The organism is Ectopseudomonas toyotomiensis (assembly GCF_900115695.1).
GTDB lineage: Bacteria > Pseudomonadota > Gammaproteobacteria > Pseudomonadales > Pseudomonadaceae > Aquipseudomonas > Aquipseudomonas toyotomiensis.
On record NZ_FOXK01000015.1, the window covers coordinates 30,347 to 56,096 of the forward strand.

22 protein-coding genes are annotated in these 25,750 nt (G+C 64.0%); 11 read left to right on the plus strand and 11 right to left on the minus strand.

All coding sequences use genetic code 11. From position 1 onward, the window contains the following. Positions 1-252 precede the first annotated feature (252 nt). Both BM186_RS24175 and BM186_RS24180 read left to right on the plus strand, forming a co-directional pair. The gene (locus BM186_RS24175) at positions 253-1,008 is read left to right on the plus strand and encodes a winged helix-turn-helix domain-containing protein (protein WP_072426281.1); all 756 of its coding nucleotides are present in this window, start codon (positions 253-255) and stop codon (positions 1,006-1,008) included. A 10-nt stretch (positions 1,009-1,018) separates the two neighbouring features. Continuing rightward, positions 1,019-2,626, plus strand: a complete 1,608-nt coding sequence (locus BM186_RS24180; protein ID WP_074918884.1) for an ATP-binding protein — start codon at positions 1,019-1,021, stop codon at positions 2,624-2,626. A gap of 120 nt (positions 2,627-2,746) precedes the next feature. Here BM186_RS24180 and BM186_RS24185 read toward each other — a convergent pair whose 3' ends face one another. Then, the gene (locus BM186_RS24185; RefSeq protein WP_074918886.1) at positions 2,747-3,451 is read right to left on the minus strand and encodes a 4'-phosphopantetheinyl transferase family protein; all 705 of its coding nucleotides are present in this window, start codon (positions 3,449-3,451) and stop codon (positions 2,747-2,749) included. Positions 3,452-3,998: 547 nt separating this feature from the next. Between BM186_RS24185 and BM186_RS24190 the strand changes: the two genes are divergently transcribed. After that, positions 3,999-5,873, plus strand: a complete 1,875-nt coding sequence (locus BM186_RS24190; RefSeq protein WP_074918888.1) for an MFS transporter — start codon at positions 3,999-4,001, stop codon at positions 5,871-5,873. 133 nt (positions 5,874-6,006) lie between these two features. Here the strand turns inward: BM186_RS24190 and sugE are convergent, their stop codons facing one another. The 3 genes from sugE to BM186_RS24205 all read right to left on the minus strand — a co-directional run bounded on the left by sugE (position 6,007) and on the right by BM186_RS24205 (position 8,408). Beyond that, positions 6,007-6,321, minus strand: a complete 315-nt coding sequence (gene sugE, locus BM186_RS24195; RefSeq protein WP_045735020.1) for a quaternary ammonium compound efflux SMR transporter SugE — start codon at positions 6,319-6,321, stop codon at positions 6,007-6,009. A 146-nt stretch (positions 6,322-6,467) separates the two neighbouring features. Further along, positions 6,468-7,415 carry a bile acid:sodium symporter family protein gene (locus BM186_RS24200; RefSeq protein ID WP_074918890.1) on the minus strand — a complete coding sequence of 316 codons (948 nt, stop codon included), beginning with the start codon at positions 7,413-7,415 and terminating at the stop codon, positions 6,468-6,470. Positions 7,416-7,538: 123 nt separating this feature from the next. Beyond that, entirely contained in the window at positions 7,539-8,408 is an 870-nt protein-coding gene (locus tag BM186_RS24205) for a MurR/RpiR family transcriptional regulator (RefSeq protein WP_017674884.1), read from the minus strand. A gap of 202 nt (positions 8,409-8,610) precedes the next feature. Here BM186_RS24205 and zwf point away from each other — a divergent pair, with 202 nt between their 5' ends. From zwf to BM186_RS24240, 7 genes are all read left to right on the plus strand, one after another. Beyond that, entirely contained in the window at positions 8,611-10,080 is a 1,470-nt protein-coding gene (zwf, locus tag BM186_RS24210; RefSeq protein WP_074918892.1) for a glucose-6-phosphate dehydrogenase, read from the plus strand. After that, positions 10,067-10,780, plus strand: coding sequence for a 6-phosphogluconolactonase (gene pgl / locus BM186_RS24215; RefSeq protein WP_074918893.1), 714 nt, complete (start codon positions 10,067-10,069; stop codon positions 10,778-10,780). The genes zwf and pgl overlap by 14 nt, the downstream gene beginning before the upstream one ends. A 1-nt stretch (position 10,781) precedes the next feature. Next, a complete protein-coding gene (locus BM186_RS24220) occupies positions 10,782-11,453 on the plus strand; it encodes a bifunctional 4-hydroxy-2-oxoglutarate aldolase/2-dehydro-3-deoxy-phosphogluconate aldolase (protein ID WP_072426274.1) in 672 nt (223 codons plus the stop codon). 165 nt (positions 11,454-11,618) lie between these two features. Continuing rightward, positions 11,619-13,541 carry a methyl-accepting chemotaxis protein gene (locus tag BM186_RS24225; protein WP_074918895.1) on the plus strand — a complete coding sequence of 641 codons (1,923 nt, stop codon included), beginning with the start codon at positions 11,619-11,621 and terminating at the stop codon, positions 13,539-13,541. A 116-nt stretch (positions 13,542-13,657) separates the two neighbouring features. Beyond that, positions 13,658-14,191 carry an REP-associated tyrosine transposase gene (locus BM186_RS24230; RefSeq protein WP_074918897.1) on the plus strand — a complete coding sequence of 178 codons (534 nt, stop codon included), beginning with the start codon at positions 13,658-13,660 and terminating at the stop codon, positions 14,189-14,191. Positions 14,192-14,386: 195 nt separating this feature from the next. Next, positions 14,387-14,821 carry a YciI family protein gene (locus BM186_RS24235; RefSeq protein WP_074918899.1) on the plus strand — a complete coding sequence of 145 codons (435 nt, stop codon included), beginning with the start codon at positions 14,387-14,389 and terminating at the stop codon, positions 14,819-14,821. Between the two features lie 2 nt (positions 14,822-14,823). Further along, entirely contained in the window at positions 14,824-15,243 is a 420-nt protein-coding gene (locus tag BM186_RS24240) for a VOC family protein (protein WP_074918901.1), read from the plus strand. A 147-nt stretch (positions 15,244-15,390) separates the two neighbouring features. Here the strand turns inward: BM186_RS24240 and ggpS are convergent, their stop codons facing one another. The 6 genes from ggpS to phhA all read right to left on the minus strand — a co-directional run bounded on the left by ggpS (position 15,391) and on the right by phhA (position 23,129). Beyond that, complete coding sequence (ggpS, locus tag BM186_RS24245; RefSeq protein WP_072426269.1) at positions 15,391-17,649, minus strand: glucosylglycerol-phosphate synthase; 2,259 nt, start codon at positions 17,647-17,649, stop codon at positions 15,391-15,393. Between the two features lie 145 nt (positions 17,650-17,794). Continuing rightward, positions 17,795-19,057 (minus strand): MFS transporter, encoded by a 1,263-nt coding sequence (locus tag BM186_RS24250; RefSeq protein ID WP_072426268.1) that lies wholly within the window; start codon positions 19,055-19,057, stop codon positions 17,795-17,797. Between the two features lie 145 nt (positions 19,058-19,202). Then, positions 19,203-20,546, minus strand: coding sequence for a DUF2254 domain-containing protein (locus BM186_RS24255; protein ID WP_074918903.1), 1,344 nt, complete (start codon positions 20,544-20,546; stop codon positions 19,203-19,205). A gap of 85 nt (positions 20,547-20,631) precedes the next feature. After that, entirely contained in the window at positions 20,632-21,831 is a 1,200-nt protein-coding gene (locus BM186_RS24260) for an amino acid aminotransferase (protein WP_074918905.1), read from the minus strand. Next, the gene (locus BM186_RS24265; protein ID WP_074918907.1) at positions 21,828-22,184 is read right to left on the minus strand and encodes a 4a-hydroxytetrahydrobiopterin dehydratase; all 357 of its coding nucleotides are present in this window, start codon (positions 22,182-22,184) and stop codon (positions 21,828-21,830) included. The genes BM186_RS24260 and BM186_RS24265 overlap by 4 nt, the downstream gene beginning before the upstream one ends. A 159-nt stretch (positions 22,185-22,343) precedes the next feature. Continuing rightward, the gene (gene phhA, locus BM186_RS24270; protein ID WP_074918909.1) at positions 22,344-23,129 is read right to left on the minus strand and encodes a phenylalanine 4-monooxygenase; all 786 of its coding nucleotides are present in this window, start codon (positions 23,127-23,129) and stop codon (positions 22,344-22,346) included. Positions 23,130-23,383: 254 nt separating this feature from the next. Here phhA and BM186_RS24275 point away from each other — a divergent pair, with 254 nt between their 5' ends. After that, on the plus strand, positions 23,384-24,937 hold the full coding sequence (locus BM186_RS24275; RefSeq protein WP_072426263.1) for a sigma-54-dependent transcriptional regulator: 1,554 nt from the start codon (positions 23,384-23,386) through the stop codon (positions 24,935-24,937). 86 nt (positions 24,938-25,023) lie between these two features. On the opposite strand, the gene BM186_RS24280 is transcribed toward BM186_RS24275, so the two are convergent. Continuing rightward, positions 25,024-25,578, minus strand: coding sequence for a nucleoside deaminase (locus BM186_RS24280; RefSeq protein WP_074918918.1), 555 nt, complete (start codon positions 25,576-25,578; stop codon positions 25,024-25,026). Between the last annotated feature and the right edge of the window lie 172 nt (positions 25,579-25,750).

Genomic DNA, 25,750 nt, shown 5'->3' on the forward strand with positions numbered 1-25,750 from the left:
CAGCGTAGCCCGCGTGTTCTCTGGCTCTGGCTGCTAATGACCGTTCGTCGCTCCTGGCGGAAGGTTTTCAGCGACGTGGTGAAGCTGTTCGGCGGCGCACAGACTACCACTATATATAGTGCTTTTGGCATGTGCTGTGCTTAACCAGGCGCCAGGTCTGGGCGCTGGTTTGTCGCTCGCACCGAGACGCGCTCAGCCCCTAGAATGGCGGCGGTGTTTGCGGCACTTGCCGCTATGCGAAGGGGAAAGGGTGTGGAACAAGAAGCGTGGCAGATTCTCATCGTCGAGGATGACCAGCGCCTGGCGCAGTTGACCCGCGAGTATCTGGAGGGCAACGGTCTGCGTGTGGCCATCGAAGCCGATGGCGCGCGTGCGGCGGCGCGGATTCTCGCCGAGCAACCGCATCTGGTGATCCTCGATCTGATGCTGCCGGGTGAAGATGGCCTGAGCATCTGCCGCAAGGTGCGCAGCGGTTACAAGGGGCCGATCCTCATGCTCACCGCGCGTACCGACGATATGGACCAGGTGCTGGGCCTGGAGATGGGCGCCGATGACTATGTGTGCAAGCCGGTGCGCCCGCGTGTGCTGCTGGCACGCATTCGTGCGCTGCTACGCCGTCGTGAGGGCAGCGACAGCGAGCGTGATGAGGGGCAGCCGCGGCGTCTGCAGTTCGGCGCGCTGGCTATCGACAGCGCCATGCGCGAAGCCTGGCTGGGTGAGCAGGGCATCGAGCTGACCAGCGCCGAGTTCGATCTGCTCTGGCTGCTGGCGGCCAATGCCGGGCGCATCCTCTCGCGCGAGGAGATCTTCAATTCCCTGCGCGGTATCGAGTACGACGGCCAAGACCGCTCCATCGACGTGCGCATTTCGCGCATCCGCCCGAAGATCGGCGATGACCCTATGCATCCGCGGATGATCAAAACGGTGCGCAGCAAGGGCTACTTGTTCGTCGCCGAGGCCGCCGAAGCGCTGCCGTTCGGTGATGCGCCGCCGATCCTGCGCGATTGATCGGGCGCCCATGAACTCGATCTTCCTGCGCATCTATGGCGGCATGCTCGCCGCGCTGGTGCTGGTGGCGCTGCTGGGGGTCGGCACCCTGCACCTGGCCAACGAGGTGCGCGGCGATCAGTATCGCGAAGGGCTGGCGCGCGGCACCTTCCGCCTGATGGCGGACAATCTGCTGCCGATGAACGAGGTAGAACGCAGGCGCGCCCTGGTGGTGTGGTCGCGTCTGCTCGGCATCCCCCTGGAGCTGCAGGCGCTGAGCGAGGTGCCGCTGGAAAGCAGCGAGCGCAATCGCCTGCAGCGCGGCCACGTGCTGGTGCAACAGACCGGCCCGCACTCGGCCAAGGTCTATGGCCTGCTCGATGGCAAGCAGCCGCTGCTGTTGACTGGCGAGATCCAGCAGATCAGCGAGCAACTGGCGCGGGCCACCAACTACCTGCTGATCGACGAACTGGTGCGCTACCCGGTGCATGAGCAGCCGCAGCGCCTGGCTGAGCTGAAGGCGGCCAAGCAGTTCGGCTTCGACCTGCAGCTGGTGCGGCTCGAAGAGGCCACCATCGACCTCGATCAGCGTCGGCGCATCGACGAGGGCGATACGGTGATGGCGCTGGGCAAGGGCGGCGACTCCATCTACGTGTTCTCCGGCATCGTCGATACGCCCTGGGTGCTGGAGATCGGCCCGCTGTATCAGATGAACCCTTATCCGCCGCAGCTGCTGGTGCTGATCGGTGCGCTGGGGCTGAGTCTGATCGGCCTGATCGTCTATCTGTTGGTGCGCTCGCTGGAGCAGCGCCTGCGTGCGCTGGAAGGTGCGGCCACGCATATCGCCAGCGGCCGCCTGGATGCCCGCGTGCCGACGCGTGGCGCGGACTCGGTGGGGCGCCTGGCCAGCAGCTTCAACGCCATGGCCGAACACCTGCAGACATCACTGAGCACCCAGCGCGAGCTGGTGCGCGCGGTGTCCCACGAGCTGCGCACGCCGGTGGCGCGGCTGCGCTTCGGTCTGGAGATGATCGCCGATGCGCCGAACGAAAGTGCCCGGCGCAAGTACATGGATGGCATGGACAGCGATATTCAGGACCTCGACAAGCTGGTCGACGAGATGCTGACTTACGCGCGCCTGGAGCAGGGTTCGCCGGCACTGAACTTCCAGCAGGTGGAGCTCAAGGCGCTGATCGACCAGGTGATCGACGAGCTGGCGCCGCTGAGCAACAAGGTGCGTGTGGAGTGTGGTGCGGTGCTCAGCGTGCTGGCCGAGGGCGCCTGCTGGGTCGAGGCCGAGCCGCGCTACCTGCACCGCGCGCTGCAGAATCTGGTCAGCAACGCCATGCGCTACGCCGAAGGCAAGGTGCTGATCAGTTGTCAGGTCGGCTACAAGCGTTGCCGCATCGACGTCGAGGACGATGGGCCGGGCGTGCCGGAGGAGGCCTGGGAGCGTTTGTTCAGTCCTTTCCTGCGTCTCGATGACAGCCGCACGCGGGCCTCTGGCGGGCATGGCCTGGGCTTGTCCATCGTGCGCCGGATCATCTACTGGCACGGAGGTCGGGCGCAGATCGGTCGTAGCGAGAGCCTCGGTGGCGCGCGTTTCAGCCTGGTGTGGCCGCGACAGCAGGGGGAGTAGAGCGCGATTGCGTGTTGGGCCGGGCGCATGGCGCACCCTACCGGCGAAGCGTGGGATATCGCGGTTTTGTAGGGTGCGCCGCGCGCACCGAGTTATCCACGTATGGTGGGTGCTGCATGATCACGCCGCCAAGGCCACCAGGCTCAGCACCTTGTTATCGAACAGCGCGAATTGGCCATCCAGCTCGGTGCCCGTTCGCCAGTCCGGATGCAGGTCGATCAGCAGGCGCAGGCGTGCGCTGTCGTGGTCCATCTCCAGCAACTCGGCGTCATGGAAATAGAAGCGCGTCAGGGTCAGCGGGTAGAGCGCCTTGAACAGGCTCTCCTTGAGCGAGAAGGTCAGGCTGATACGCGCGGCACGGGTCTCGTCGTCCAGATTTTGCAGGCGCTGCACTTCGGCGGGGGTGAGGATTTCGCCCTGCAGGCGCTGGGCGCGTTCGGCCGGTAGCAGGCGCTCGACGTCCAGGCCCAGGGCGCGCCATTGCTCACGCAGGGCGACCAGCGCCGCCGCCCAGTTGTCGCCGTGGGTGATGGAGCCGACCACGCCGAGTGGCCACTGCGGCGCGCGGTCTGCACCGACGGCCGGCACGCCGGGTTGGCCGGTCACGCGGCGCAGGGCCTCGCGGGCACACAGGCGTCCGGCCAGGTACTCGGCCTGACGCTTGGCTACGCCGCGCACCGGGGCGATATCGCAGCGAGCGAAATCGTCCTCGGCAAACAGGGTGGGGTCGAAACGGGTGCTGATCAGCTGCGCGCCGGCAAGCGAGTTTGGCAGCGGGTTGTGCGTGTCGAGCGGGCTGCAGCAGGCAGGGTGGCGAGCGTTCATGGGCGCGATTGTGCCGCGTGGCGGACCGTGCAGTCATCCGCCGTTTACATTTCTTTGCAGGCAGTTAACAAAGCTAAACGGACGCTGAGGCTGGCTTTTGTCAGACTGCGCTGGCATTCCCCAGGGAGTGCAGGTGAGGTTGTAGTCAGTGCGAGGGCACTGACGTTTTCTCCGAGTTCGAGAACGGTAGCCCGACTGGGCTGCCGTTTTTTTTTGCGCTGCGTTTGGCGCACGTTTGTCGGCGCGATAGGGGGGAAGGCCTCGTAGGGTGCGCCGTGCGCACCGGGTAATCGGCGGCGTCTTGGTGCGCGCAGCGCACCCTACCGGGCCGAGGCCGTCGGGTGTGGGAGGCGCTTCAGCGGCGAAAGCATCGCGGCTGCGACTGCATGGATGCAGGAGGTAGAGCGAAGCAGGATGCCCGAGCCGAAAGCCCCTGCCACGAAGAGGCGAACCGCCAAGGCGTTCGCATTTGCCCTGTGGCTTTCGTGGGTGGAATTGCAGTCAAATGCCTGTGCGGGCAAATCTACCCCCGCGAGGACCATGGACGATGACCCAACAATCGCAGTTCGCCCTGCTCGGCAAGAAGCGCTTTCTGCCGTTTTTCGTGACGCAATTGCTCGGCGCCTTCAACGACAACATCTTCAAGCAGTCGCTGATTCTCGCCATCCTCTTCAAGCTCAACACGGGCGCCGACCGCGATCTGCTGGTCAATCTCTGCGCCTTGCTGTTCATCCTGCCATTTTTTCTGTTCTCCGCTCTCGGTGGGCAGTTTGGCGAGAAGTTCGCCAAGGACTCGCTGATCCGCAAGATCAAGTTCGCCGAGATCGGCATCATGCTCGCCGGCGCTACCGGGGTGCTGCTGGACAACCTGCCGCTGATGCTCGCCGTGCTGTTCGCCATGGGCACGCAGTCGGCGTTGTTCGGCCCGGTGAAGTATTCGATCCTGCCGCAGCACCTGAAGGAAGAGGAGCTGGTGGGCGGTAACGCCCTGGTGGAAATGGGCACGTTTCTGGCGATTCTGGCCGGCACCATCGGCGCCGGGATCATGATGGCCAGCAGCAGTTATGCGCCCATCGTCGCCGGCTCGGTGGTCGGTGTGGCGCTGCTCGGCTACCTGGCCAGCCAGGGTATTCCGCGTGCAGCGGCGGCCATGCCGACGTTGCCGCTGGACTGGAACATCTTCCGTCAGTCCTGGGTGATCATGAAGCTCGGCCTGGGCCAGCGTAAGGCGGTGTCGCGCTCGCTGGTGGGCAACTCCTGGTTCTGGTTTCTCGGCGCGATCTACCTGACGCAGATTCCGGCTTACGCCAAGGAGTGGCTGTACGGTGACGAGAGCGTGGTGACGCTGATCCTCACCGTGTTCTCGCTGGGCATCGGCCTGGGCTCGATGCTTTGCGAGCGCATGAGCGGGCACAAGGTGGAGATCGGTCTGGTGCCGTTCGGCTCCATCGGCCTGACCCTGTTTGGCATGCTGCTGTGGTGGTTCTCCGGTGGTTTCCCGCAGGGCGCCGCGCCGCATGACTGGCTGGCGCTGCTGGGCCATGGCCAGGCCTGGTGGATTCTCGGCTGCATTCTCGGCATCGGTCTGTTCGGCGGGTTCTATATCGTGCCGCTGTATGCGCTGATCCAGTCGCGCACCGCCGAGCACGAGCGGGCGCGGGTGATCGCGGCCAACAACATCCTCAATGCGCTGTTCATGGTGGCCTCGGCCATCGTCGCGATCCTGTTCCTGAGCGTCGCCGGGCTGTCGATTCCGCAGCTGTTTCTGGTGGTGTCGCTGATGAACATCGCGGTCAACAGCTACATCTTCAAGATCGTCCCCGAGTTCAGCATGCGCTTTCTCATCTGGCTGCTGGGACACTCGATGTACCGGGTCGAGCACAAGGGCCTGGACGCCATTCCCGGCGAGGGGCCGGCGGTGTTGGTGTGCAATCACGTGTCCTTCGTCGATGCATTGCTGATCGGTGGCGCGGTGCGGCGGCCGGTGCGCTTCGTCATGTACTACAAGATCTACGACCTGCCGGTGCTCAACTTCATCTTCCGCACCGCCGGCACCGTGCCGATCGCTGGGCGCAACGAGGATCTGCTGATCTACGACGCCGCGTTCAAGAAGATCGCCGAGTACCTGCGCAATGGCGAGCTGGTGTGCATCTTCCCCGAAGGCAAGCTGACCGCTGATGGTGAGCTTGACGAGTTCAGGTCGGGCGTCGAGCGTATTCTCGAAGAGAACTCGGTGCCGGTGATTCCCATGGCGCTGCAGGGCTTGTGGGGCAGCTTTTTCAGTCGCGATCCGCACAAGGGGCTGTTCAAACGCCTGTGGTCGCGGGTGTGCCTGGTGGCGGGAACGCCGATTGCTCCGGAGCAGGCCAAGCGCGAGGCGTTGCAGGCGCAGGTGGCGGCCTTGCGTGGGGATTGGCGTTGATGAAGGTGCGCGCGGCGCACCCTACGGATCACCTGACTTCGTAGGGTGCGCCGTGCGCACCGAGGTTTCGGGGGCGTTCTGGTGCGCATGGCGCACGTTACGGATTATCTGGTTTCGTAGCGCACCCGCTTTTCTAGTGGCTCATCTTGAGCCCGATCAGCCCGCAGACGATCAGTGCGACACTGGCCAGGCGCAGCAGTGCCATGGATTCGCCGAACAGGATAATGCCGGCGATCACCGTGCCCACGGCGCCGACGCCGGTCCAGATGGCGTAGGCGGTGCCCAGGGGCAGTTCCTTCATGGCCAGGCCGAGCAGGGCCAGGCTGACCAGCATGGCGCAGACGGTCAGCAGCGTTGGCAGGGGGCGGGTGAAGCCTTCGGTGTATTTCAGACCGATGGCCCAGCCGACCTCGAACAGGCCGGCGAGCAGCAGAATGATCCAGGACATAGCTAACCTCCAGTGAGCCCTGAAAGGGGCCGTCCCCGGGTGGGTCACCCTGCGTTCAGGGTGCGGAGGTCGTCCTCGCGTGCGCCATTATTGTGCACATTGGCGGGGGCGGGGCAAGGCGCGCCGGATCAGCGGAACTTGTTGATTCAGTTGGAGCTTTTCTCTGAATCCTGACTCATCCGACGATAAATGGTCGCCAGTAGCGGGCCGGAGAGGTTGTGCCAGACGCTGAACAGCGCGCTGGGCACTGCGGCAAGCGGGCTAAAGTGGGCGCTGGCCAGGGCGGCGCCGAGGCCGGAGTTCTGCATGCCGACTTCGATCGACAGCGTCTTGCGCTGCGCCAGCGACATGCCGAACAGGCGTCCGGCCAGGTAACCCAGGCCCAGGCCGATGCCGTTGTGCAGCGTCACCACGGCCATGATCAGCAGGCCGGATTCGGCGATCTTGCCCTGGCTGGCCGCGACCACGGCGGCGACGATGGCGACGATGCTCACCACGGAAATCAGCGGCAGCACCTCGACGGCGGTCTTCACCCGTTCTCCGAGCAGGCGCTGGGTGATCAGGCCGAGGGCGATGGGCAGCAGCACCATCTTGAGGATGGAAATGAACATGGCGCTGAACGACACCGGCAGCCATTCCGAGGCCAGCAGCCAGATCAGTGCCGGGGTCACGAGCGGGGCGAGCAGGGTGGTGACGGCGGTGATCGACACCGACAGCGCCAGGTCGCCGCGGGCGAACCAGGTGATCACGTTGGAGGCGGTACCGCCTGGGCAGCAGCCCACCAGGATCACACCTACGGCGATTTCCGGCGGCAGGGCGAATGCCTGGCACAACAGCCAGGCGGTGCAGGGCATGATGATGAACTGAGCCAGTACGCCGAGCAGCACGGCTAGCGGGCGGCGGGCGACTTCCTGGAAGTCCGCGCCTTTGAGGGTCAGGCCCATGCCGAACATGATCAGCCCGAGCAGCGGCACGATCCAGGCGGTCAGCGGCAGGAACCAGCTGGGCTGGAAGAAGGCCATGACGGCGAACAGCAACACCCAGACGGCGAAGGTGTTGCCGATGAAACGGCTGAGGGCAATCAGTGCTGGCATGGCGGATTTCCTGGCAGGTTCGGAAAAACCGGCAAGCCTACCAGAAGCGTCCAGCGCACCAGAACTGTAGGGGCCGGCTTGTCGGCGACGCTTTTTCGAGGGGCGCTGGCTCCTGTAAACGCCTTACAGCGGCTCTTCATCCGCCGGATAGCGGCTGGCGGTCAGGCTTTCCTTGATCTTGCGCAGGTGCGGCTGGAAGTCCACGCCACGGCGCAGGGTGACACCGGTGGCGAGCACGTCGAGCACGGTGAGCTGGATGATGCGCGAGGTCATCGGCATGTAGATGTCGGTGTCTTCCGGCAGTGGAATGTCCAGGCTCAGGGTGCTGGCCTTGGCCAGGGGCGAGCCGGCAGCGGTAAGGCCGAGCACCGAAGCGCCGTTCTCGCGCGCCAGGCGTGCCACCTCCACCAGCTCGCGGGTGCGCCCGGTGTAGGAAATGATCACGAACAGATCACCGGTGTGCGCCACCGAGGCGATCATGCGTTGCATCAGCACGTCGGAATGCGCCGACACTGCCAGGTTGAAGCGAAAGAACTTGTGCTGCGCATCGAGTGCCACCGACGCCGAGGCGCCTAGGCCGAAGAAATGTATCTGCCGCGCCTGGATCAGCAGGTCGACGGCGCGGCTGACGTGCTGCGGGTCGAGGCTCTGGCAGGCAGTGTCCAGCGAGGCGATGGTGCTGCCGAAGATCTTGCGGGTGTAGGCCTCGGGGCCGTCGTCGGCCGATACCGCGCGGCTGACATAGGCGGCGCCGCTGGCCAGGCTCTGCGCCAGTTGCATCTTCAGTTCCGGGTAGCCGTTGGCGCCGAACGAGCGGCAGAAACGGTTGACCGTCGGCTCGCTGACACCCGCCGCCTGGGCAAGTGCGGCGATGCTGAAGCGCGTGGCCTGCTGCGGATCGTGCAGGATCACTTCGGCGACCTTGCGTTCGGCCTTGTTCAGGTCGTCAAGGCGGCTCTGGATCTGTTCCAGCAGGTTGCGCACTCGGTCCATAGGGGCTCCTAACAGGCGGTTGAACGGGCTTGGCGACAGGCGATGGGCGGTAAAACAACCGGCCTATCCTACTGATGCCGCCCCAAGGTCACCACTGACTTATCGGGTATTGTGAATAATGTTGTTGCTATAACAATATTTTTCCTTGATAAATGCAGTATCACCCGGTATTTCTAGTTCATCTTGATAAAAGAACAAACTCATGCCCGCGATGAAGCTTGAATCCTGCACCTTTGCCTTGTTCGGCGCGCTCGGCGATCTGGCCTTGCGCAAGCTGTTTCCTGCGCTTTACCAGCTCGATCGTGCCGGTTTGCTGCACGATGCTACGCGCATCCTCGCTCTGGCCCGTGAAACGGGCGAGCCGAGTGGCCACCTGCGCGCCATCGAACAGGCGTTGCGCCTGCACGTACCAGCCAAGGAGCTGACGGAAACCGACCTGACGCGCTTCCTCGCACGCCTGAGCTACCTGGGCATGGATTTTCTCAAGGCCGAGGACTATGCGGCGTTGCTTGAGCATGTCAGCCCGCAGGATCAGTTGATCGCCTACTTCGCCACGCCTGCCTCGGTGTATGGCGGCATCTGCGCCAATCTGGCCGCCGTGGGGCTGGCCGAGGGCACGCGGGTGGTGCTGGAAAAGCCGATCGGCCATGACCTGACGTCCTCGCGTGCGGTCAACGATGCCGTGGCCCAGGTATTCCCGGAGAACCGCGTCTATCGCATCGACCATTACCTGGGCAAGGAGACGGTGCAGAACCTGATTGCCCTGCGCTTCGCCAACAGCCTGTTCGAAACCCAGTGGAACCAGAACCACATCTCCCACGTGGAAATCACCGTGGCCGAGAAGGTCGGTATCGAAGGGCGCTGGGGTTACTTCGATCAGGCCGGGCAGTTGCGCGACATGATCCAGAACCACCTGCTGCAGCTGCTTTGCCTGATCGCCATGGACCCACCCAGCGACCTGTCGGCCGACAGCATCCGCGACGAGAAGGTCAAGGTGCTCAAGGCGCTGGAGCCGATCAGCGTCGAGCAGCTCGGCCAGCGCGTGGTGCGTGGCCAGTACGTGGCCGGCAGCAGTGATGGACGGCCGGTGCCGGGCTATCTGGAGGAAGAGAACTCCAACACCCAGAGCGACACCGAAACCTTCGTCGCCCTGCGTGCCGACATTCGCAACTGGCGTTGGGCCGGCGTGCCGTTCTACCTGCGCACCGGCAAGCGCATGCCGCAGAAGCTGTCGCAGATCGTCATCCACTTCAAGGCGCCGCCGCACTACATCTTCGCCCCGGAGCAGCGTCAACTGATCGGCAACAAGCTGATCATCCGCCTGCAGCCGGACGAAGGTATCGCCCTGCAGGTGCTGACCAAGGATCAGGGCTTGGACAAGGGCATGCAGCTACGCAGTGGTCCGCTGCAGCTGAGTTTTTCCGACACCTACCGCAGTGCGCGCATCCCTGATGCTTACGAACGTCTGCTGCTGGAAGTGATGCGCGGCAACCAGAACCTGTTCGTGCGCAAGGACGAGATCGAATACGCCTGGCAGTGGTGCGATCAGTTGATCGACGGCTGGCATCGTCTCGGCGAGGCGCCAAAACCCTACACAGCCGGCAGCTGGGGCCCCATGGCGTCGGTCGCGCTGATCACCCGAGATGGCAGGAGTTGGTATGGCGATCTCTGAACTGAAACTGCCGCCAGGCGTGCAGGCCTGCGCGCATAACGACGCCGAACAACTGGCGCAGGCCTTGGCTGTACGCGTGGCCGATGCGTTGCGTCAGGCCATCACCAGTCGTGGTCAGGCCACATTGGTGGTGTCCGGCGGGCGCAGCCCGGTGCCGTTCTTCGAGGCGCTGGCGCAGCAGGCGCTGCCCTGGGCGCAGGTGTTGGTAAGCCTGGCCGACGAGCGCTGGGTGCCGGTCAACCACGCCGGCAGCAACGAGGCACTGGTGCGCCGTCATCTGCTACATGGCCCGGCTGCCGAAGCCCGTTTTCTCAGTCTCTATCAGGTCGCTGGCAACCTCGAACAGGCGGCCGAGCTGGCCGATGCCGCGGTCGCGGAGCTGGCGCCGATCGACGTGTTGGTCTTGGGCATGGGCGACGACGGGCATACCGCGTCGCTGTTCCCGCATAGCCCCAATCTGCACCAGGCGTTGCAGCCGGACTGCGCGCGCCGCGTGTTGCCGATGCTTGCCCCGAGCGAGCCGGCGCAACGCCTGACCCTGACTCTGCCGGTGCTGGCCAGCGCACGCCTGCCGCTGCTGGCGATCCAGGGCCAGGCGAAATTGAACGTCCTGACTGCGGCGCTGATGCCGGGCGAGATCGCCCAACTGCCAATCCGCGCCTTCCTCAATTCCCCTCTTGAAATCCATTGGTGTCCCTGACATGACCAGCCTCGACCAAGGCCAGCGCGCGCGCATGGCCGAAAAAATCGCCGAGATCGACCGCATCTGCGCGCAGGCGCGGATCATGCCGGTGATCACCATCGCCCGTGAGGCGGACATCCTGCCGCTGGCCGACGCCCTGGCCGCCGGTGGCCTGCGCGTGCTGGAAGTGACCCTGCGCTCGGAGCATGGCCTTGAGGCGATTCGTCGCCTGCGCGCCGAGCGTCCCGAGCTCTGTGTCGGTGCCGGTACCGTATTGGATGAAGACATGCTCGCTGCGGCGACCGCGGCCGGTGCGCAGTTCATCGTCACGCCGGGCAGCACACGTGAGCTGTTGCTGGCCGCGCTGGACAACCCGCTGCCACTGCTGCCCGGTGTGAGCAGCGCGTCGGAGCTGATGGTCGGCTACGCCCTCGGTTATCGCCGCTTCAAGCTGTTCCCGGCGGAGATCTGCGGTGGCGTCGCGGCGCTCAAGGCGCTGGCTGGGCCTTTCGGCGGGGTGCGTTTCTGCCCCACCGGCGGCATCACCCCGGACAACCTGCAGCGCTACATGGCGCAGCCCAATGTCATGTGCGTGGGCGGCACCTGGATGTTCCAGCGCGAGTGGGTGGAAAACAGCGATTGGGCACGCATCCAGCAATGCAGCGTCGAGGCGCTGCAGCTGCTTGGCTGATGCGCGCGTGGCGCCGCTGATGGTGGCGGCGCCGCTGCAGAATGTCACACCCGCTTAAAATCTGTGCCGTAGTGGTCGCTTGGTACGTCAGCTGATCCCTCGTGCTGGCTTCAACAAAAACAATTCTCCAGCGAAACCTGAAACATCCGCAGTTGGAGAATTGTCATGAACACCTGGTTCGCTAATCTCAGCGTTACCCGCAAACTCGCGCTCGGCTTCGGCCTGGTGCTGGTGCTTACCCTGGCTCTGGCCTGGACCGCCTGGAGCGGCCTGGGCAGCGTGATCCAGCGCAGCACCTGGATGAGCGAGATCACCCAACTCAATGCAACGCTGACCAACCTGCGTATCGCCCGCCTGCAGTTCATGCTGGCAAAGGGCGACGCCGCCAGCAGCGAGCGTCTGCTGACCAACCTGAACCTCTATCTCGAGCAGCAGAAGAAGCTGCTGGGGACCTTCACCAATCCGGTCAACGTCAAGCTGCTACAGGAGCAGGACCGCTACAACCAGGATTACCAGCGCTCACTGGCGGGTATGCGGGCAGCCTACACGGCCGCCGAGCAGGCACGTGGCCAGGTGAATAGCGAAGACCAGCAGCTGAGCGAACTACTGGGCGCGATGCGTCGCAGCGTGGAGCTGCTGCCGGAATACGACGGTCGTCGCTTCGAGCAGCTGCAGGCCTTGACGCTCACTCATGGTGAGCTGCTGCGTCTGCGTTATCTGCTTGAGCGCTATGAAAGCACACCCGATGCCCAGACCGAGCAGGCCCTTGCCGAGCGCATCGGCACTGCACGCGCCAGTCTCGCTGCGCTGGAGCAGGTTTTCGGTAGCGCCCAGCAGGATGCTGTACGGCGGATCTCCACGGCGCTCGGCCAGTTCGAGCAGACGGTGCAGGCGTTCAAGGCCGCCACTGCCGATATCGCCCGTACCCGTCAGGAAATGACCGATCAGCAGGGCGAAATCGTCCGTATCAGCGAGACGCTGTACAAGTTCCAGATGGAGCGCATGGCCATCGAAAGTGCCCAGGCGCGTAGTCTGCAGATCGGCGCCACGCTGCTGGCCCTGCTGTTCGGCGTTTTGGCTGCCTGGATCATCACCCGTCAGATCACCCGCCCATTGCAGGACACCCTGGTCGCGGTAAAGCGCATTGCCGATGGCGATCTGACCGCCAGCGTGCGGGTCGATCGCCGCGACGAGATGGGCCAACTGCAGCAGGGCATCCAGCACATGGCCACGACCCTGCGCGAGCTGATCGGCGGCATCCGCGACAGCGTCACCCAGATTGCCAGCGCCGCCGAAGAGCTGTCGGCGGTCACCGAGCAGACCAGCGCTGGCGCCAACAGCCAGAAGAGCGAGACCGATCAGGTGGCCACCGCCATGCATGAGATGTCCGCCACCGTGCAGGAAGTGGCGCGCAACGCCGAGCAGGCCTCGCAGGCGGCCAACGACGCGGACGGCCAGGCGCGCCTGGGCGACCAGGTGGTGGCCGAGGTGATTTCGCAGATCGAGCGTCTGGCTGCTGAGGTCGGACGTTCTTCCGAGGCCATGACCGGCCTGCAGCAGGAAAGCGACAAGATCGGCAGCGTGATGGACGTGATCAAGTCGGTGGCCGAGCAGACCAACCTGCTGGCGCTCAACGCCGCCATCGAAGCAGCGCGTGCCGGCGAAGCTGGGCGCGGCTTTGCGGTGGTCGCCGACGAAGTGCGCGGCCTGGCGCAGCGCACGCAGAAATCCACCGAGGAGATCGAGGCGCTGATCGCCGGCTTGCAGAGTGGTACCCAGCAGGTCGCCGCGGTAATGCGCAACAGTCGCACCCTCACCGACAGCAGCGTCGAGCTGACGCGCAAGGCCGGCGACTCGCTGGGCAGCATCACCCTCGCGGTGTCCAACATCCAGTCGATGAACCAGCAGATCGCCGCCGCTGCGGAAGAGCAGAGCGCCGTGGCCGAGGAAATCAGCCGCAGCATCCTCAGCGTGCGCGACGTCTCCGAGCAGACCGCCACCGCCAGCGACGAAACGGCCAAATCCTCGGCCGAGCTGGCGCGCCTGGGCGGCCAGCTGCAGTTCATGGTCAGCCGCTTCCGCGTTTGAGTTGGAGTCGGTGCGCGTGGCGCACCCTACGGGAATTGCGCTGTTCTACCTGTAGGGTGCGCCGCGCGCACCGCCGACTATCCTGAATCTGCCGGCAAAGATTCAGGAGACAAGGAATGTCCAACTACCGCCGCGCTCGCGATGCGGGCGCCTGCTATTTCTTTACGTTGGTAAGCCACCAGCGCCTCCCTGTGTTGACCGATGCGCCATTGCGCGCAGCCTTGCGACGCGCCATCGAACGAGTCCGTTTACACCGTCCCTTCGTCATCGAGGCTTGGGTGCTGTTGCCGGACCACCTGCATTGTCTTTGGCGTATGCCCCAGGGTGATGCAGATTTTGGGGCGCGCTGGTCGATGATCAAACGTCTGACATCCCAGGCAGTGGCGGTGCCTGGAACGGTCAGTTTGAGTCGTAGCCTGCGCCGCGAGTCGGGGCTCTGGCAGCGGCGCTTCTGGGAGCACCGCATTCGTGATGAAGACGATTACCAGCGGCATCTGGATTATCTGCATTTCAATCCGGTGCGCCATGGGCTGGTGCCGCGCGTGGCGGATTGGCCGTGGTCGAGCTTTCATCGTTTGGTGAAGGAGGGCGTATATCCGGCGGATTGGGGCGGTGATGCTGTGGTGGACAATTGTGAGTACGGTGAATGACTCGGTGCGCATGACCTAGGCGGCCCCGCGACACCCTACGGGTTGAGCGGCGTGCGCGCGCACCAACTTTTTTCAATGTGCCTGTCTATTCTTCCGTCGCCCATTCGACTACTGCATAGAACCCCGCCCTGGGTTCACTGTCAGCCGTAGGGAGACACCCTGCGCGCGACTTCGACTCGAACAAGGAGAAAGGCGATGCGTTTCATGGTGATTGTCAAAGCGACGGCCGATTCCGAAGCCGGTGTGATGCCCAGCGAAGAGCTGCTGACGGCCATGGGCCGTTACAACGAAGAGCTGGTGGAAGCCGGTGTAATGCTCGCCGGCGAGGGCCTGCAGCCCAGCAGCAAGGGCGCGCGGGTGCGTTTTTCCGGGGCGCAGCGTACGGTGATTGATGGCCCGTTCATGGAGACCAAGGAGCTAGTAGCTGGCTTCTGGATCTTTCAGGTCGAGTCGCTGCAGGCCTGCATCGACTGGGTCAAGCGTTGCCCCAATCCCATGCCTGGCGAATCCGATATCGAGATTCGACAGATCTTCGAGGCCGAGGATTTCGGCGCCGAGTTCACCCCCGAGTTGCGTGAGCAGGAAAACCGTATTCGCGCGCGCATGAGCAGTGAAAATCAAGGAGAGTAACGATGAAGATGCATGCCTATCTGATGTTCGATGGCCAGTGCGAGGCCGCCTTCAACCGCTACGCCGAGATCTTCGGCGGTAAGCTGGAGATGATGCGCTACGCCGACAGCCCCGAGGACATGGAGGTTCCGGCCGAGTACCAGCAGCGTGTCATGCACGTCTGCCTGACCGTCGGCGAACAGTTGCTGATGGCTTCCGATAATCTGCCGCAGTACCCCTATGAGGGGATCAAGGGGTGTTCCGTTTCCCTGCAGGTGGACAACGTGCCGGAGGCCGAGCGCCTGTACGAGGCATTGTCGGCCGGTGGTTCGGTGCAGATGGAGCTGCAGGCGACCTTCTGGGCGACCCGCTTCGCCATGCTTACCGACCGTTTCGGCGTGTCCTGGATGATCAACTGCATGGTCGATACCCAGGAGGGTTGACGGCGAGGTTCTCGAACCTGGGCCGGATGCAATTCGGGCCACACCACGTCTTCGCAGCTTAAATGCAATGCCGCCCAGCCACTCCTACGGACCAATCAGGCCGCAGGAGCGGCTGGGCGGCACTCCGCTTCAGCCGCGATGAGCTATCTAGCTCACCAGCGTCAGCGGCTCGGGCTCTTCCTGTACTTGCACGCCCGCGAGGAACTCCTCGCCCCAGCGGCGAATGTCGTTGTAGCAGACGATATCGAACAGCTCGCGCAGGCGCGCCTGGGCCTCGCTCTTGGGCAGGTTCAGCGCCAGGTAGCAGGTCTGCGCCAGATCAGCCGGGTCATGCGGGTTGGTCAGCAGCGCACCCTTGAGCTCGGCCGCGGCGCCGGCAAACTCCGACAGCACCAGCACGCCACGCCCGCCGAGCAGGCCTTGCGCTGCGACGAACTCCTTGGCTACCAGGTTCAGGCCATCGCGCAATGGGGTGATCCACATGACATCGGCCATGGCGTACCAGGCGCTGACTTCCTCGAAGGGCAGGCTGCGGAAGAAGAATTGCAGCGGCGTCCAGCCGATGCGGGCGAAACGGCCGTTGATGCGACCGACTGCCTGTTCGATCTGCGTTTGCAGTTCGTCGTACACCCTCATCTCGCGCGCTGCCGGCACGCACACGGTGACCAGGGTGACCTTGCCGATCAGCTCGGGGTTATCCGCCAGCAGGCGCTCGTAGGCGTTGAGCTTTTCCAGAATGCCCTTGGTGTAATCGAGGCGCTCGACCGAGAGGATCAGCTTCACGCCTTTCATTTCCTCACGCAGCTGGCCCATCAGCTCCTTGATCTTCGGCGCTTCCAGGGCGTTGCGTACGCGGTCGATATCCAGCCCGACCGGGTGCGCGCCGAGTTTGACCTGGCGCGTGCCGGTGTCCAGCGCGGTGGTCATGCGCTCCAGGCCCACGGCGCAGCCATAGGTGATGAAGCGCGGCGCGCAGCTCTGCCGCTCCAGCGTCTTGAGCGGGAACACACCACGGGCGACGTCGACGAAGTTCTCCACCTGACGCGGAATGTGAAAACCGATGTAGTCGCACTGCAGCAGACTGCCGACGATCTGCCGGCGCCAGGGCAGCACGTTGAACACGTCGGCCGAGGGGAAGTAGGTGTGGTGGAAGAAGGCGATGCGCAGGTCCGGGCGTAGCTCGCGCAGGTAGGCTGGCACCATCCACAGGTTGTAGTCATGCAGCCAGACGATGGCGCCTTCGGCGGCCTCCAGCGCCGTGCGTTCGGCGAAGGCGCGGTTGACCTTGAGGAACACCTGCCAGTCGTCCTCGTTGAATATCGCGCGTTCCCAGAACGTATGCAGGGTCGGCCAGAAGGCTTCCTTGGAGAAGCGCTTGTAGAAGATGTCGACTTCTTCCTTGCTCAGCTTGACCCGCGCGGCGGTGAGCTTGGGATAACGCTCGGCGTCCACCGTGGTGTGGCTGTCGAACGGCTCGTCGCCGTCCTCGTGTACGGCCCAGGCCACCCAGGAGCCGGGACGGCCGTCGCCGAAGAAGCTGAGCAGGGTGGGAATGATGCCGTTGGGCGAGGTCGGGCGGCGACGCTGCAGCTTGCCGGCGGCATTGCGGTATTCCTCATAAGGCAGGCGGTGATAGACCATCACCAGCTCGGCCTTGCCTGGTTGCGCGGCCTGGCGGCGTTCGGCAGCGATGCCGTGCTCGCCGAGAAAGCCGAAATGGGCGAAGGCTTCGAGAATGCCACCGCAGCCAGGGCGGCTGGCATGCAGAGTGCGCGAGTGGTTGGCGGTGGCTTCCAGCAGTGCGGTTTCCGACTGGCCGACGCATACACCATGGAAGCTGGCGCTGAGCATGGACAGGTCGTTGAGCGTATCGCCGGCTGCCAGTACCTGGTCGTGGCCCAGCTCCAGCCAGTCGGCGAGGGCCTGCAGGCTGCTGCCCTTGTTCACGCCCTTGGGCAGGAAGTCCAGGTACAGCTCGGCGGAGTACAGCAGGTCGCAACCCAGCTCATCGGCGATCTCGCGCAGCGCCGGGTTGGCCGCCTGTTCAGGCGTGCAGAAGTAGGAGCAGCGGCGTGCCTGCGGCACGTCCTGACGCTCCAGGCCGAACGGCTCGATGACGCTGGCCACCTGGGTTTCGCCGGGCCAGCGGGCATCGACCACGCTTTGCAGCTGTTGGATCGGTTGCAGGCTGTCGCCATGCACCAGCGTCGCGCCGACGTCGGCGATGATGTAGTCCGGCTGCGGCAGCGTCGGGTCGGCCAGCAACGGCAGCACCGCCTCCAGGCTGCGCCCGGTGACGTAGGCGAGCTTGATCTCGGGGTGGGCGGCGATGGTCTGATAAAGGCTCAGGCGATCTTCGGGGTCGCCAGCGAGAAAGGTTCCATCCAGATCGGTAGCTAATAGCATCGTTGTTTCTCCAGAAGTGGCCGCTGCGGCTCGGCGCGAATGCGCGTGGCCGAGGGGCCGGGTTTCTGGCTGCTTGGGGTAGGCTCGGGGCCTTGCCGAAACAGCCGTCCTTCAGCAGGTCGTTTTTCAACAGCCTGCCAGGTGTTCAGGAGGCGTGGGGGGAAGGTTCCTCCGTGGCTTCGTGGTCTTGTGGCGGCGCATCGGGCATCAGCTCCAATACCGTGGGGCTGGTGCGCAGCATGGGCGTGAAGTGTGCGGCGTCGCCGCTGACCAGATCGCTGACATGGCGCAGCCGGTAAAAGGTGTAGGCGGCCAGCAGGCCGAGGGTGCAAGCGAAGTAAAGCGGCAGTGCGCTGGCGCCCAACTGCTCCATCAGCAGGCCGGCCAATAGCGGCCCGCACACCGAGCCGATGCCATTGACCATCAGCAAGCTGGCGGAGCCGGAAAGAATCTCGTCGCTGTGCAACTGGTCGATCAGTTGCGCCACGGCGATGGGGTAGATGGCGAAGGCCAGGCCGCCCCAGATGAAGATGGCGCCTAGCAGCAGCGGGCCGGCTGGCAGCAGGCTCATGATCAGCGCCAGGGCGACCGCCAGTATCACCACCCAGAGCAGCACCTGGCGTCGGTCGTGGCGATCCGAGTAGATACCGATGGGCCATTGCAGCAGGGCGCCGCCGAGAATGGTTGCGGTCATCAGCAGACCGACGCCGGACGTATCGAAGCCGGCCAGGCTGGCGTAGACCGGCGCCATGCCCCAGAAGCCGCCCATGGCAAGGCCGGAGAGGCCGGCAGCGACTATCGCCAGCGGCGCGATGTTCCACAGTTGGCGCAGGTTGCTCGGTGGTGTTTCGGGCAGGCTTGGCTGTGCCTGGCGGGTGAGGGTAATGGGCATCAACGCGGCGCTGATGAGGATGGCGGCGATGGCGAACAGGGTGAACTGCACCGGGTCGGCCAGGTGCAGCAACTGCTGGGCCAGCGCCAGGGCGCCGAGGTTGACCGCCATGTACACGGCGAACACCTGGCCGCGCTTCTCGTTGGGTGCCTGGGCGTTGAGCCAGCTCTCGATGACCATGTACAGCGTCACCAGTCCCAGGCCATAGAGCACCCGCAGGCCCAGCCAGACCCAGGGATTTATCAGCAGCAAATGGAGCAGGGCGGCGATGGCAGCCAGTGCGGCACAACAGGCGAACGCGCGAATGTGCCCGATGCGTTTGACCAGCGGAGTCGCCAGCCAGGTACCGAGGAGGAACCCGACGAAGTACCCGGACATGATCAGTCCGAGCATCGTGGTGGAGTAGCCTTCGGCGACGCCACGCAGGGTCAGTAGGGTGTTGAGCAGACCATTGCCGAGCAGGAGTAACGCGACCCCGCTCAGCAATGAACTGATGGGGGCAATCAGGGACCACATGCAAACTACCCTAGGGAACTGTGCCCCTGATGGCAAGCATGAAGTACGCCATGTTTTTTGTGATTGCTTTTTATCTTTTTGATTTTTAAGGATTATTTTTACTGATAAACGGTCGTGCAATTTCCCTGCGGCACGTTTTGCCCCATCACGGGGCGTCGCTTGCAACCTTCAGAGGCATCAGCGGCTGCTCCGAGTCCTGCAACGTGCGGTTGATGCGTGTGATGAAATCGTTGATTTCCTCGCGCTCGCGACGCTCGGTCAGATGGCGCTCGGCGGTATCGCGCACGCTGCGCGCGTGGCGCAGCAGATCGGCGCGCTGCTGCGTGCTGGTGGGGCGATGCAGCAGGTTCTTGAAGGCCTGCAATAGGCTGACCAGTACGCTGACATCCGCCGCACCGTAGACGCGTATTGGCCCCAGCAGTTGTAGCAGCAACTGGTCCAGCGACAGTTCCTGGTAGCACAGCCGTGGTGGCTCGTCGGGCAGGCTGGCGAAGTCTCGCTCGGACAGCGCCAGGCGTCTGCTCAGCAGTACGCTGAGCAGGTCCACCGTCTTGATCGCCGTGCCTGGATCGTTGATACCGGGGCTCAATGCCTTCACGGCGATTTCCGACATCTGCCGGCAACCGAAGAAGTAATGGGTGCTGGCGTACTCTTCGATGAAGAAGTCGAAGCAATCGAGCAACTGCTGGCACACGGCTTCATCCAGCGGACGTTCCAGGCGAAACAGCGGATGGCCCTCGCTGACGAAGAAACCGCGGTGGGCGATTACCGTCATACGCACCTGATGGCGGCGCAGCAGCGTGCTGACCTCTTTGACGTTGAGCTCCTTGAAGTAGCCGTTGCGCTGCGCGTTAACCGTGACCCAGTCGCTGTCAGCCGGCCACGGTGGTGCGGCGTCGCGCGATGCCGGGCCACCAATGCAGGCATCGAGCTTTGCCAGGCTGGTGCTGTAGAGGTTGCCGAGGATGTGCTCGACCTGAATCGACTGCGATATCGAGCGGATGAAGTGCACGAACAGGCCCAGGCAGACGATGCCCATGGCTAGGGTTATGAGCACGCCGAGGCTGGGTATCCGCTCATTGTTACCCTGCTCGATGGTGGTGATCAGCAGCAGCGCGTAGAGGATGGTGCCGAGGTAGAAGCCCAGGGTTTTCTGGTGCGCCTTGCTACTGACCAGGCCCGGAATCACCCGTGGTGACAGCGATGCGGCTGCATTGTTGAGCACCACCATGACCATCGAGAAACTGAACACCATCAGTGACAGAATGCCCGTGACCAGCGTGCCGAGGATCAGCCTGGCATTGTCTGCATTGCTTACCAGGCCGAGATCGACGTGATCCTTGAACGCCATCATCCACGGTTGGTACTCGGCAGCCATGGTCAGCAGGCACAGCAGGAAGAAGCCGCTGGCGATCAGCGTCGGGTAGAACGCCAGGCTGTGGATGATGCGCTGGTAGGCGCGAAAGAGGATGTTGCTGGGTACGGCCATTGGCGAATCCGTCGTGAATGGCGATGACCGCACTATAGCCGGGAAGGGGGCAGGCGGCGGTCATTAAGACCTGCCGCCTGTGAACTCAGTTCACGCAGACGCGAGCGATGGCGTCGGCCAACTGCTCCAGCCGGCTGGCATCCAGCCCGGCGACGTTGGCGCGGCCACTGCCGACCATGTACACGCTGAACTCCTCGCGCAGGCGTTGCACCTGCAGCGGCGACAGGCCGGTGTAGGAGAACATGCCGCGTTGCTCGGCGACATGCGCGAAGCGTTCGCTCAGACCATGGGGTGCCAGCGCTTCGACCAGGCCGCGGCGCAGGCTGGCGACGCGCAGGCGCATGCCTTCCAGTTCGTCCAGCCAGAGCCCTTTCAGCTCGTCGTCACCGAGTATCTGCGCCACCACCGCAGCGCCATGGGCGGGCGGCGTCGACCACAGGTTGCGCGCGATGGAGGCCAGCTGACTGCGGATGTCGACGAGCTTTTCGGCGTCGCCGGCGCAGACGATCAGAGCACCGGTGCGCTCGCGATACAGGCCGAAGTTCTTCGAGCAGGAACTGGTGATCAACAGCTCTGGAAGCTCGGTGGCGAACAGGCGCACCGCCCAGGCGTCTTCTACCAGGCCATCGCCGAAGCCCTGGTAGGCGAAGTCGATCAGTGGCAGCAGCTCACGCGCCTTGACCACCTCCAGCACACGTTTCCAATCACGTGGAGTGAGGTCGAAGCCGGTGGGGTTGTGGCAGCAGGCATGCAGCAGTACCACGTCGCCCTTGGGCAGGTGGGTCAGGGCGGCGATCATGGCTTCCACGTCGAGGCGGTTGTCGGCGCCGACGTAGGGGTAGTGGCCAACCTTGAGTCCGGCCTCGGCGAACAGGGTTTCATGGATCGGCCAGGTCGGATCGCTCAGCCAGATACCGCGCCCCGGCAGGCAGTGACGAATGAAATCACCCGCCAGACGCAGGGCGCCGGTGCCGCCCGGTGTTTGCGTTGCGCCGGCGCGCTGCTCGGCGAGCAGTGCCGAGTCCGCACCGAGCACCAGCTGGCTCAGGAGCGTGCCGAACGCCGCGTCGCCATGGCCGCCGATGTAGGTCTTGGTTTGCTCGACATCGATCAGGCGCTGCTCGGCCAGCTTCACCGCACGCGGGATCGGCGTCAGGCCCTGAGCGTCCTTGTAGACGCCAACGCCGAGGTCCAGGCGCGCCGGGTTGCTGTCTAGGCGATAGGCTTCCATCAGGCTGAGGATGGGATCGCCCGGCACGCGGGTGACCTTGGCGAAATGGCTCACTTGCGACCCTCGGCGCTGGCAGCCAGCACGTCGGTACGTGCGGCCATGATGAAGTCGTTGCGGTGCAGGCCGCGCATTTCGTGGCTCCACCAGGTGACGGTGACCTTGCCCCATTCGGTAAGCAGGGCCGGGTGGTGGCCGACTTCCTCGGCGATGGCGCCAACGGCGTTGGTGAAGGCCAGGGCATGGCGGAAGTTCTTGAACAGGTATATGCGCTCCAGCTCCATATGGTCGCCGCGTACCTCGATGTTCCAGTCGGGGATCTCGCGGATCAGCTCGGCCAGTTCTTCATCGGTCACTTTCGGCGCATCGGCGCGGCAGGCTTCGCATTGGGCTTGGGCAAGGCTGGTCATTTCAGGCTCCTTGAGTATTCGAGGTCAGAGCATAGATGGTAAGGGGGGATCGAACAGCTCCCTCTCCCGCTAGCGGGAGAAGGTTGGAGGGAGGGCGCTGATAGCTTCTACCCTCTACCCCAACCCCTCTCCCATAAATGGGCGAGGGGAGCTAAAAGGCTACGCGGCTTTCGGCGGAAACTTCGGCGCGTGCAAGCCCAGCGCCATGGCCTGATGCACCAGCGCCATGATGTCTTCGTGAGCCAGCTCGAACAGGCGCTTGAGCTCGGGCAGGACGAAGTACACCGGCTGCAGGATATCGATGCGATACGGCGTGCGCATCGCTTCCAGTGCATCGAAGGGCTGGTGTTCGGGCACGTCGGACAACGCGTAGAGGGTTTCCTTCGGCGAGGAGAGGATGCCGCCACCGTAGATGCGCCGGCCGGCCGGGGTGTCGAGCAGGCCGAATTCGATGGTCAGCCAGTACAGCCGCGCCAGGTAGACGCGCTGCTCTTTCGTGGCCTTGAGACCGAGCTTGCCGTAGGTATGGGTGAATTCGGCGAACCAGGGGTTGGTCAGCAGCGGGCAGTGGCCGAAGATCTCGTGGAAGATGTCCGGCTCCTGCAGATAGTCCAGTTCCTCGGGCGTGCGGATGAAGGTGGCGACGGGAAACTGCTTGCTGGCCAGCAGCTCGAAGAAGGTCTGGAAGGGGATCAGCGCCGGCACTCGCGCCACGCGCCAGCCAGTGGTGGCTTCGAGCACACGGTTGATCTCGCCGAGCTGCGGAATGCGCTCCAGCGGCAAACCGAGTTGCTCGATACCGTCTAGGTATTCCTGGCAGGCGCGGTTCTCGATCACCTTCAACTGGCGAGTGATCAGGGTGTTCCACACCTGATGTTCGCTTTCCGGGTAATGGATAAAGCCACTCTCGTCCGGTTCCCGTGCCAGGTACTGCGTACTCTTCATCGCTGCCTCCTTCTGGGGGGCTGTTGTTCTTGTCTTGACCAGAGCATGCCGCTGATTGCTCGGGTTGAAACGGTGGCCAGAAGCAACGCAGCTCAGGATTGCACGGGGAAACTGTAAACTTTTGATTACGATCTTGCCGGTATGGCGATTTTTCGGCTTGCTGCTGCGTTTGGATGTCACATATTCTTGACGAAAATTATGCCGCCATCTCCGATTTATGTGACCCGGCGGCTACAACAACAAGAGCCTGAGCCATGCGTATCAAGGTCCACTGCCAGAACCGTGTCGGCATCCTGCGGGACATCCTCAACCTGCTGGTCGACTACGGCATCAACGTTGCCCGGGGCGAAGTCGGTGGCGAGCAGGGCAATGCCATCTATCTACACTGTCCGAATCTGATCAACCTGCAGTTCCAGTCGCTGAGGCCGAAGTTCGAGGCCATCGCCGGCGTGTTCGGCGTCAAGCGCGTGGGGCTGATGCCCAGCGAGCGGCGTCACCTGGAACTCAATGCGTTGCTCGGCGCGCTGGACTTTCCGGTGCTGTCCATCGACATGGGCGGCAGCATAGTCGCCGCCAACCGCAGCGCAGCGCAGTTGCTCGGTGTGCGTGTGGACGAGGTACCGGGCATGGCGCTGTCGCGCTACGCCGAGGACTTCGACCTGCCGGAGCTGGTGCGCGCCAACAAGACGCGAATCAACGGCTTGCGGGTGAAGATCAAGGGCGATGTGTTTCTCGCCGATATCGCACCGCTGCAGAACGAACACGACGACAGCGAGGCGCTGGCTGGCGCGGTGCTGACCTTGCATCGCGCCGATCGTGTTGGTGAGCGTATCTACCATGTGCGCAAGCAGGAGCTGCGTGGTTTCGACTCGATCTTCCAGAGCTCCAGGGTGATGGCGGCGGTGGTCAAGGAAGCTCGGCGCATGGCGCCGCTGGATGCGCCGCTGCTGATCGAGGGTGAGACCGGCACCGGCAAGGAATTGCTGGCGCGCGCCTGTCACCTGGCCAGCCCGCGTGGGCAGTCGCCGTTCATGGCACTTAACTGCGCTGGCCTGCCCGAGTCCATGGCCGAGACCGAGCTATTTGGCTACGGCCCCGGCGCCTTCGAAGGCGCGCGCCCGGAAGGCAAGCTTGGCCTGCTGGAGCTGACTGCTGGTGGCACGCTGTTTCTCGACGGCGTCGGTGAGATGAGCCCGCGTCTGCAAGCCAAGCTGTTGCGCTTTCTGCAGGATGGTTGCTTCCGCCGTGTGGGCAGCGACGAGGAGGTGTACCTGGACGTGCGAGTGATCTGCGCCACCCAGGTCGACCTGTCCGAACTCTGCGCCCATGGCGAGTTTCGTCAGGATCTCTACCACCGCCTTAACGTGCTCAGCCTGCATATCCCGCCGCTGCGCGAATGCCTCGATGGCCTGGCACCTTTGGTCGAGCACTTTCTCGATTCCGCCAGCCGGCAGATCGGCTGCGCGCTGCCGAAACTGGCGCCGCAGGCCTTCGAGCGCATGGCTCATTACCATTGGCCGGGCAACGTGCGGCAGCTGGAGAACGTGCTGTTCCAGGCGGTTTCGCTGTGCGATGGCGGCACGGTGAAGGCCGAGCATATCCGACTGCCGGATTACGGGGCGCCGCAGCCGTTGGGTGAGTTCTCGGTGGAAGGCAGCCTAGACGATATTCTCGGCCGCTTCGAGAAGGCGGTGCTGGAGCGGCTATTCCGCGATCATCCCAGCAGCCGCCAGTTGGGCAAGCGCCTCGGTGTTTCCCATACCACCATCGCCAACAAGCTACGGCAGCACGGGTTGGGCAAGGACTAGGCGTAGGGTGCGCCGCGCGCACCAATGCTCCGCTGGCCCTGGCTGATGCCTGCAAATTTCGGTGCGCACGGCGCACCCTACGGTTTTCAACGACCGCCGCGCCAGGCCGCGAGCACGCGCTCGCGCATGGCTTGTCGGTCCTGCAGGCGCTCGATCAGTTGCTTGGCCAGGTCGAGCCAGTAGGGATCGGCCTTGGCCTGAACCACAGCAAGGCCGGAAGCGAGATTGGCCCAGGCCGGAGGCAGGCGGCCGTGATGCAGGGCGAAGCCGCCATCGCGGTCGCGCGCCAGATAGCGCACGCGGGTGATGCCGGCCAGCAGGATACGGCCGTAGCACATCAGGCAGGGTTCGAGGCTGACGTAGAGGGTCAGACTTCGGCGGTCGACCTGCGCATGTTCGCTTTCGAGCTGGTCGAGCACCCGCATCTCGGCGTGGGCGGCGCTGACGTAGGCCGAGGTGAACACCTGGTTGCGCCCGCTGCACAGCAGTTCACCTGTCTCATCCACCAACAAGGCGCCGACCGCATAACAGCCTTCCTCGACTGCCAGCAGGGCCTGTTCGCAACAGAGCCTGGCCCAGGTGTCATCGGCATGAGTGCTGGCTGGCGCCTGCTGCAACAGGGCGAGGTGCTCCGGGTTCATGCGTGTCTCCTGGGCCTGCAGTTCATTACGGAGTATGGCTTGCCACGACAGGGATAGTGTCCTACGACCTTGGTGCAATAGGCAGTGCAGTGGGCTGCGGCGACACTGAGCACGTCCCGATCATCCTGCGTGATTTGGGTGCAAGCGTTTCCGCATTCCTTTCGAGGAATGC

What these genes read in the sequence shown, in the direction of transcription:
- BM186_RS24180 (WP_074918884.1), top strand. Translation starts at nt 1,019, where the DNA reads ATGAACTCGATCTTCCTGCGCATCTATGGCGGCATGCTCGCCGCGCTG.
- BM186_RS24185 (WP_074918886.1), bottom strand. Translation starts at nt 3,451, where the DNA reads ATGAACGCTCGCCACCCTGCCTGCTGCAGCCCGCTCGACACGCACAAC.
- BM186_RS24190 (WP_074918888.1), top strand. Translation starts at nt 3,999, where the DNA reads ATGACCCAACAATCGCAGTTCGCCCTGCTCGGCAAGAAGCGCTTTCTG.
- sugE (WP_045735020.1), bottom strand. Translation starts at nt 6,321, where the DNA reads ATGTCCTGGATCATTCTGCTGCTCGCCGGCCTGTTCGAGGTCGGCTGG.
- BM186_RS24200 (WP_074918890.1), bottom strand. Translation starts at nt 7,415, where the DNA reads ATGCCAGCACTGATTGCCCTCAGCCGTTTCATCGGCAACACCTTCGCC.
- BM186_RS24205 (WP_017674884.1), bottom strand. Translation starts at nt 8,408, where the DNA reads ATGGACCGAGTGCGCAACCTGCTGGAACAGATCCAGAGCCGCCTTGAC.
- zwf (WP_074918892.1), top strand. Translation starts at nt 8,611, where the DNA reads ATGCCCGCGATGAAGCTTGAATCCTGCACCTTTGCCTTGTTCGGCGCG.
- pgl (WP_074918893.1), top strand. Translation starts at nt 10,067, where the DNA reads ATGGCGATCTCTGAACTGAAACTGCCGCCAGGCGTGCAGGCCTGCGCG.
- BM186_RS24220 (WP_072426274.1), top strand. Translation starts at nt 10,782, where the DNA reads ATGACCAGCCTCGACCAAGGCCAGCGCGCGCGCATGGCCGAAAAAATC.
- BM186_RS24225 (WP_074918895.1), top strand. Translation starts at nt 11,619, where the DNA reads ATGAACACCTGGTTCGCTAATCTCAGCGTTACCCGCAAACTCGCGCTC.
- BM186_RS24230 (WP_074918897.1), top strand. Translation starts at nt 13,658, where the DNA reads ATGTCCAACTACCGCCGCGCTCGCGATGCGGGCGCCTGCTATTTCTTT.
- BM186_RS24235 (WP_074918899.1), top strand. Translation starts at nt 14,387, where the DNA reads ATGCGTTTCATGGTGATTGTCAAAGCGACGGCCGATTCCGAAGCCGGT.
- BM186_RS24240 (WP_074918901.1), top strand. Translation starts at nt 14,824, where the DNA reads ATGAAGATGCATGCCTATCTGATGTTCGATGGCCAGTGCGAGGCCGCC.
- ggpS (WP_072426269.1), bottom strand. Translation starts at nt 17,649, where the DNA reads ATGCTATTAGCTACCGATCTGGATGGAACCTTTCTCGCTGGCGACCCC.
- BM186_RS24250 (WP_072426268.1), bottom strand. Translation starts at nt 19,057, where the DNA reads ATGTGGTCCCTGATTGCCCCCATCAGTTCATTGCTGAGCGGGGTCGCG.
- BM186_RS24255 (WP_074918903.1), bottom strand. Translation starts at nt 20,546, where the DNA reads ATGGCCGTACCCAGCAACATCCTCTTTCGCGCCTACCAGCGCATCATC.
- BM186_RS24265 (WP_074918907.1), bottom strand. Translation starts at nt 22,184, where the DNA reads ATGACCAGCCTTGCCCAAGCCCAATGCGAAGCCTGCCGCGCCGATGCG.
- phhA (WP_074918909.1), bottom strand. Translation starts at nt 23,129, where the DNA reads ATGAAGAGTACGCAGTACCTGGCACGGGAACCGGACGAGAGTGGCTTT.
- BM186_RS24275 (WP_072426263.1), top strand. Translation starts at nt 23,384, where the DNA reads ATGCGTATCAAGGTCCACTGCCAGAACCGTGTCGGCATCCTGCGGGAC.
- BM186_RS24280 (WP_074918918.1), bottom strand. Translation starts at nt 25,578, where the DNA reads ATGAACCCGGAGCACCTCGCCCTGTTGCAGCAGGCGCCAGCCAGCACT.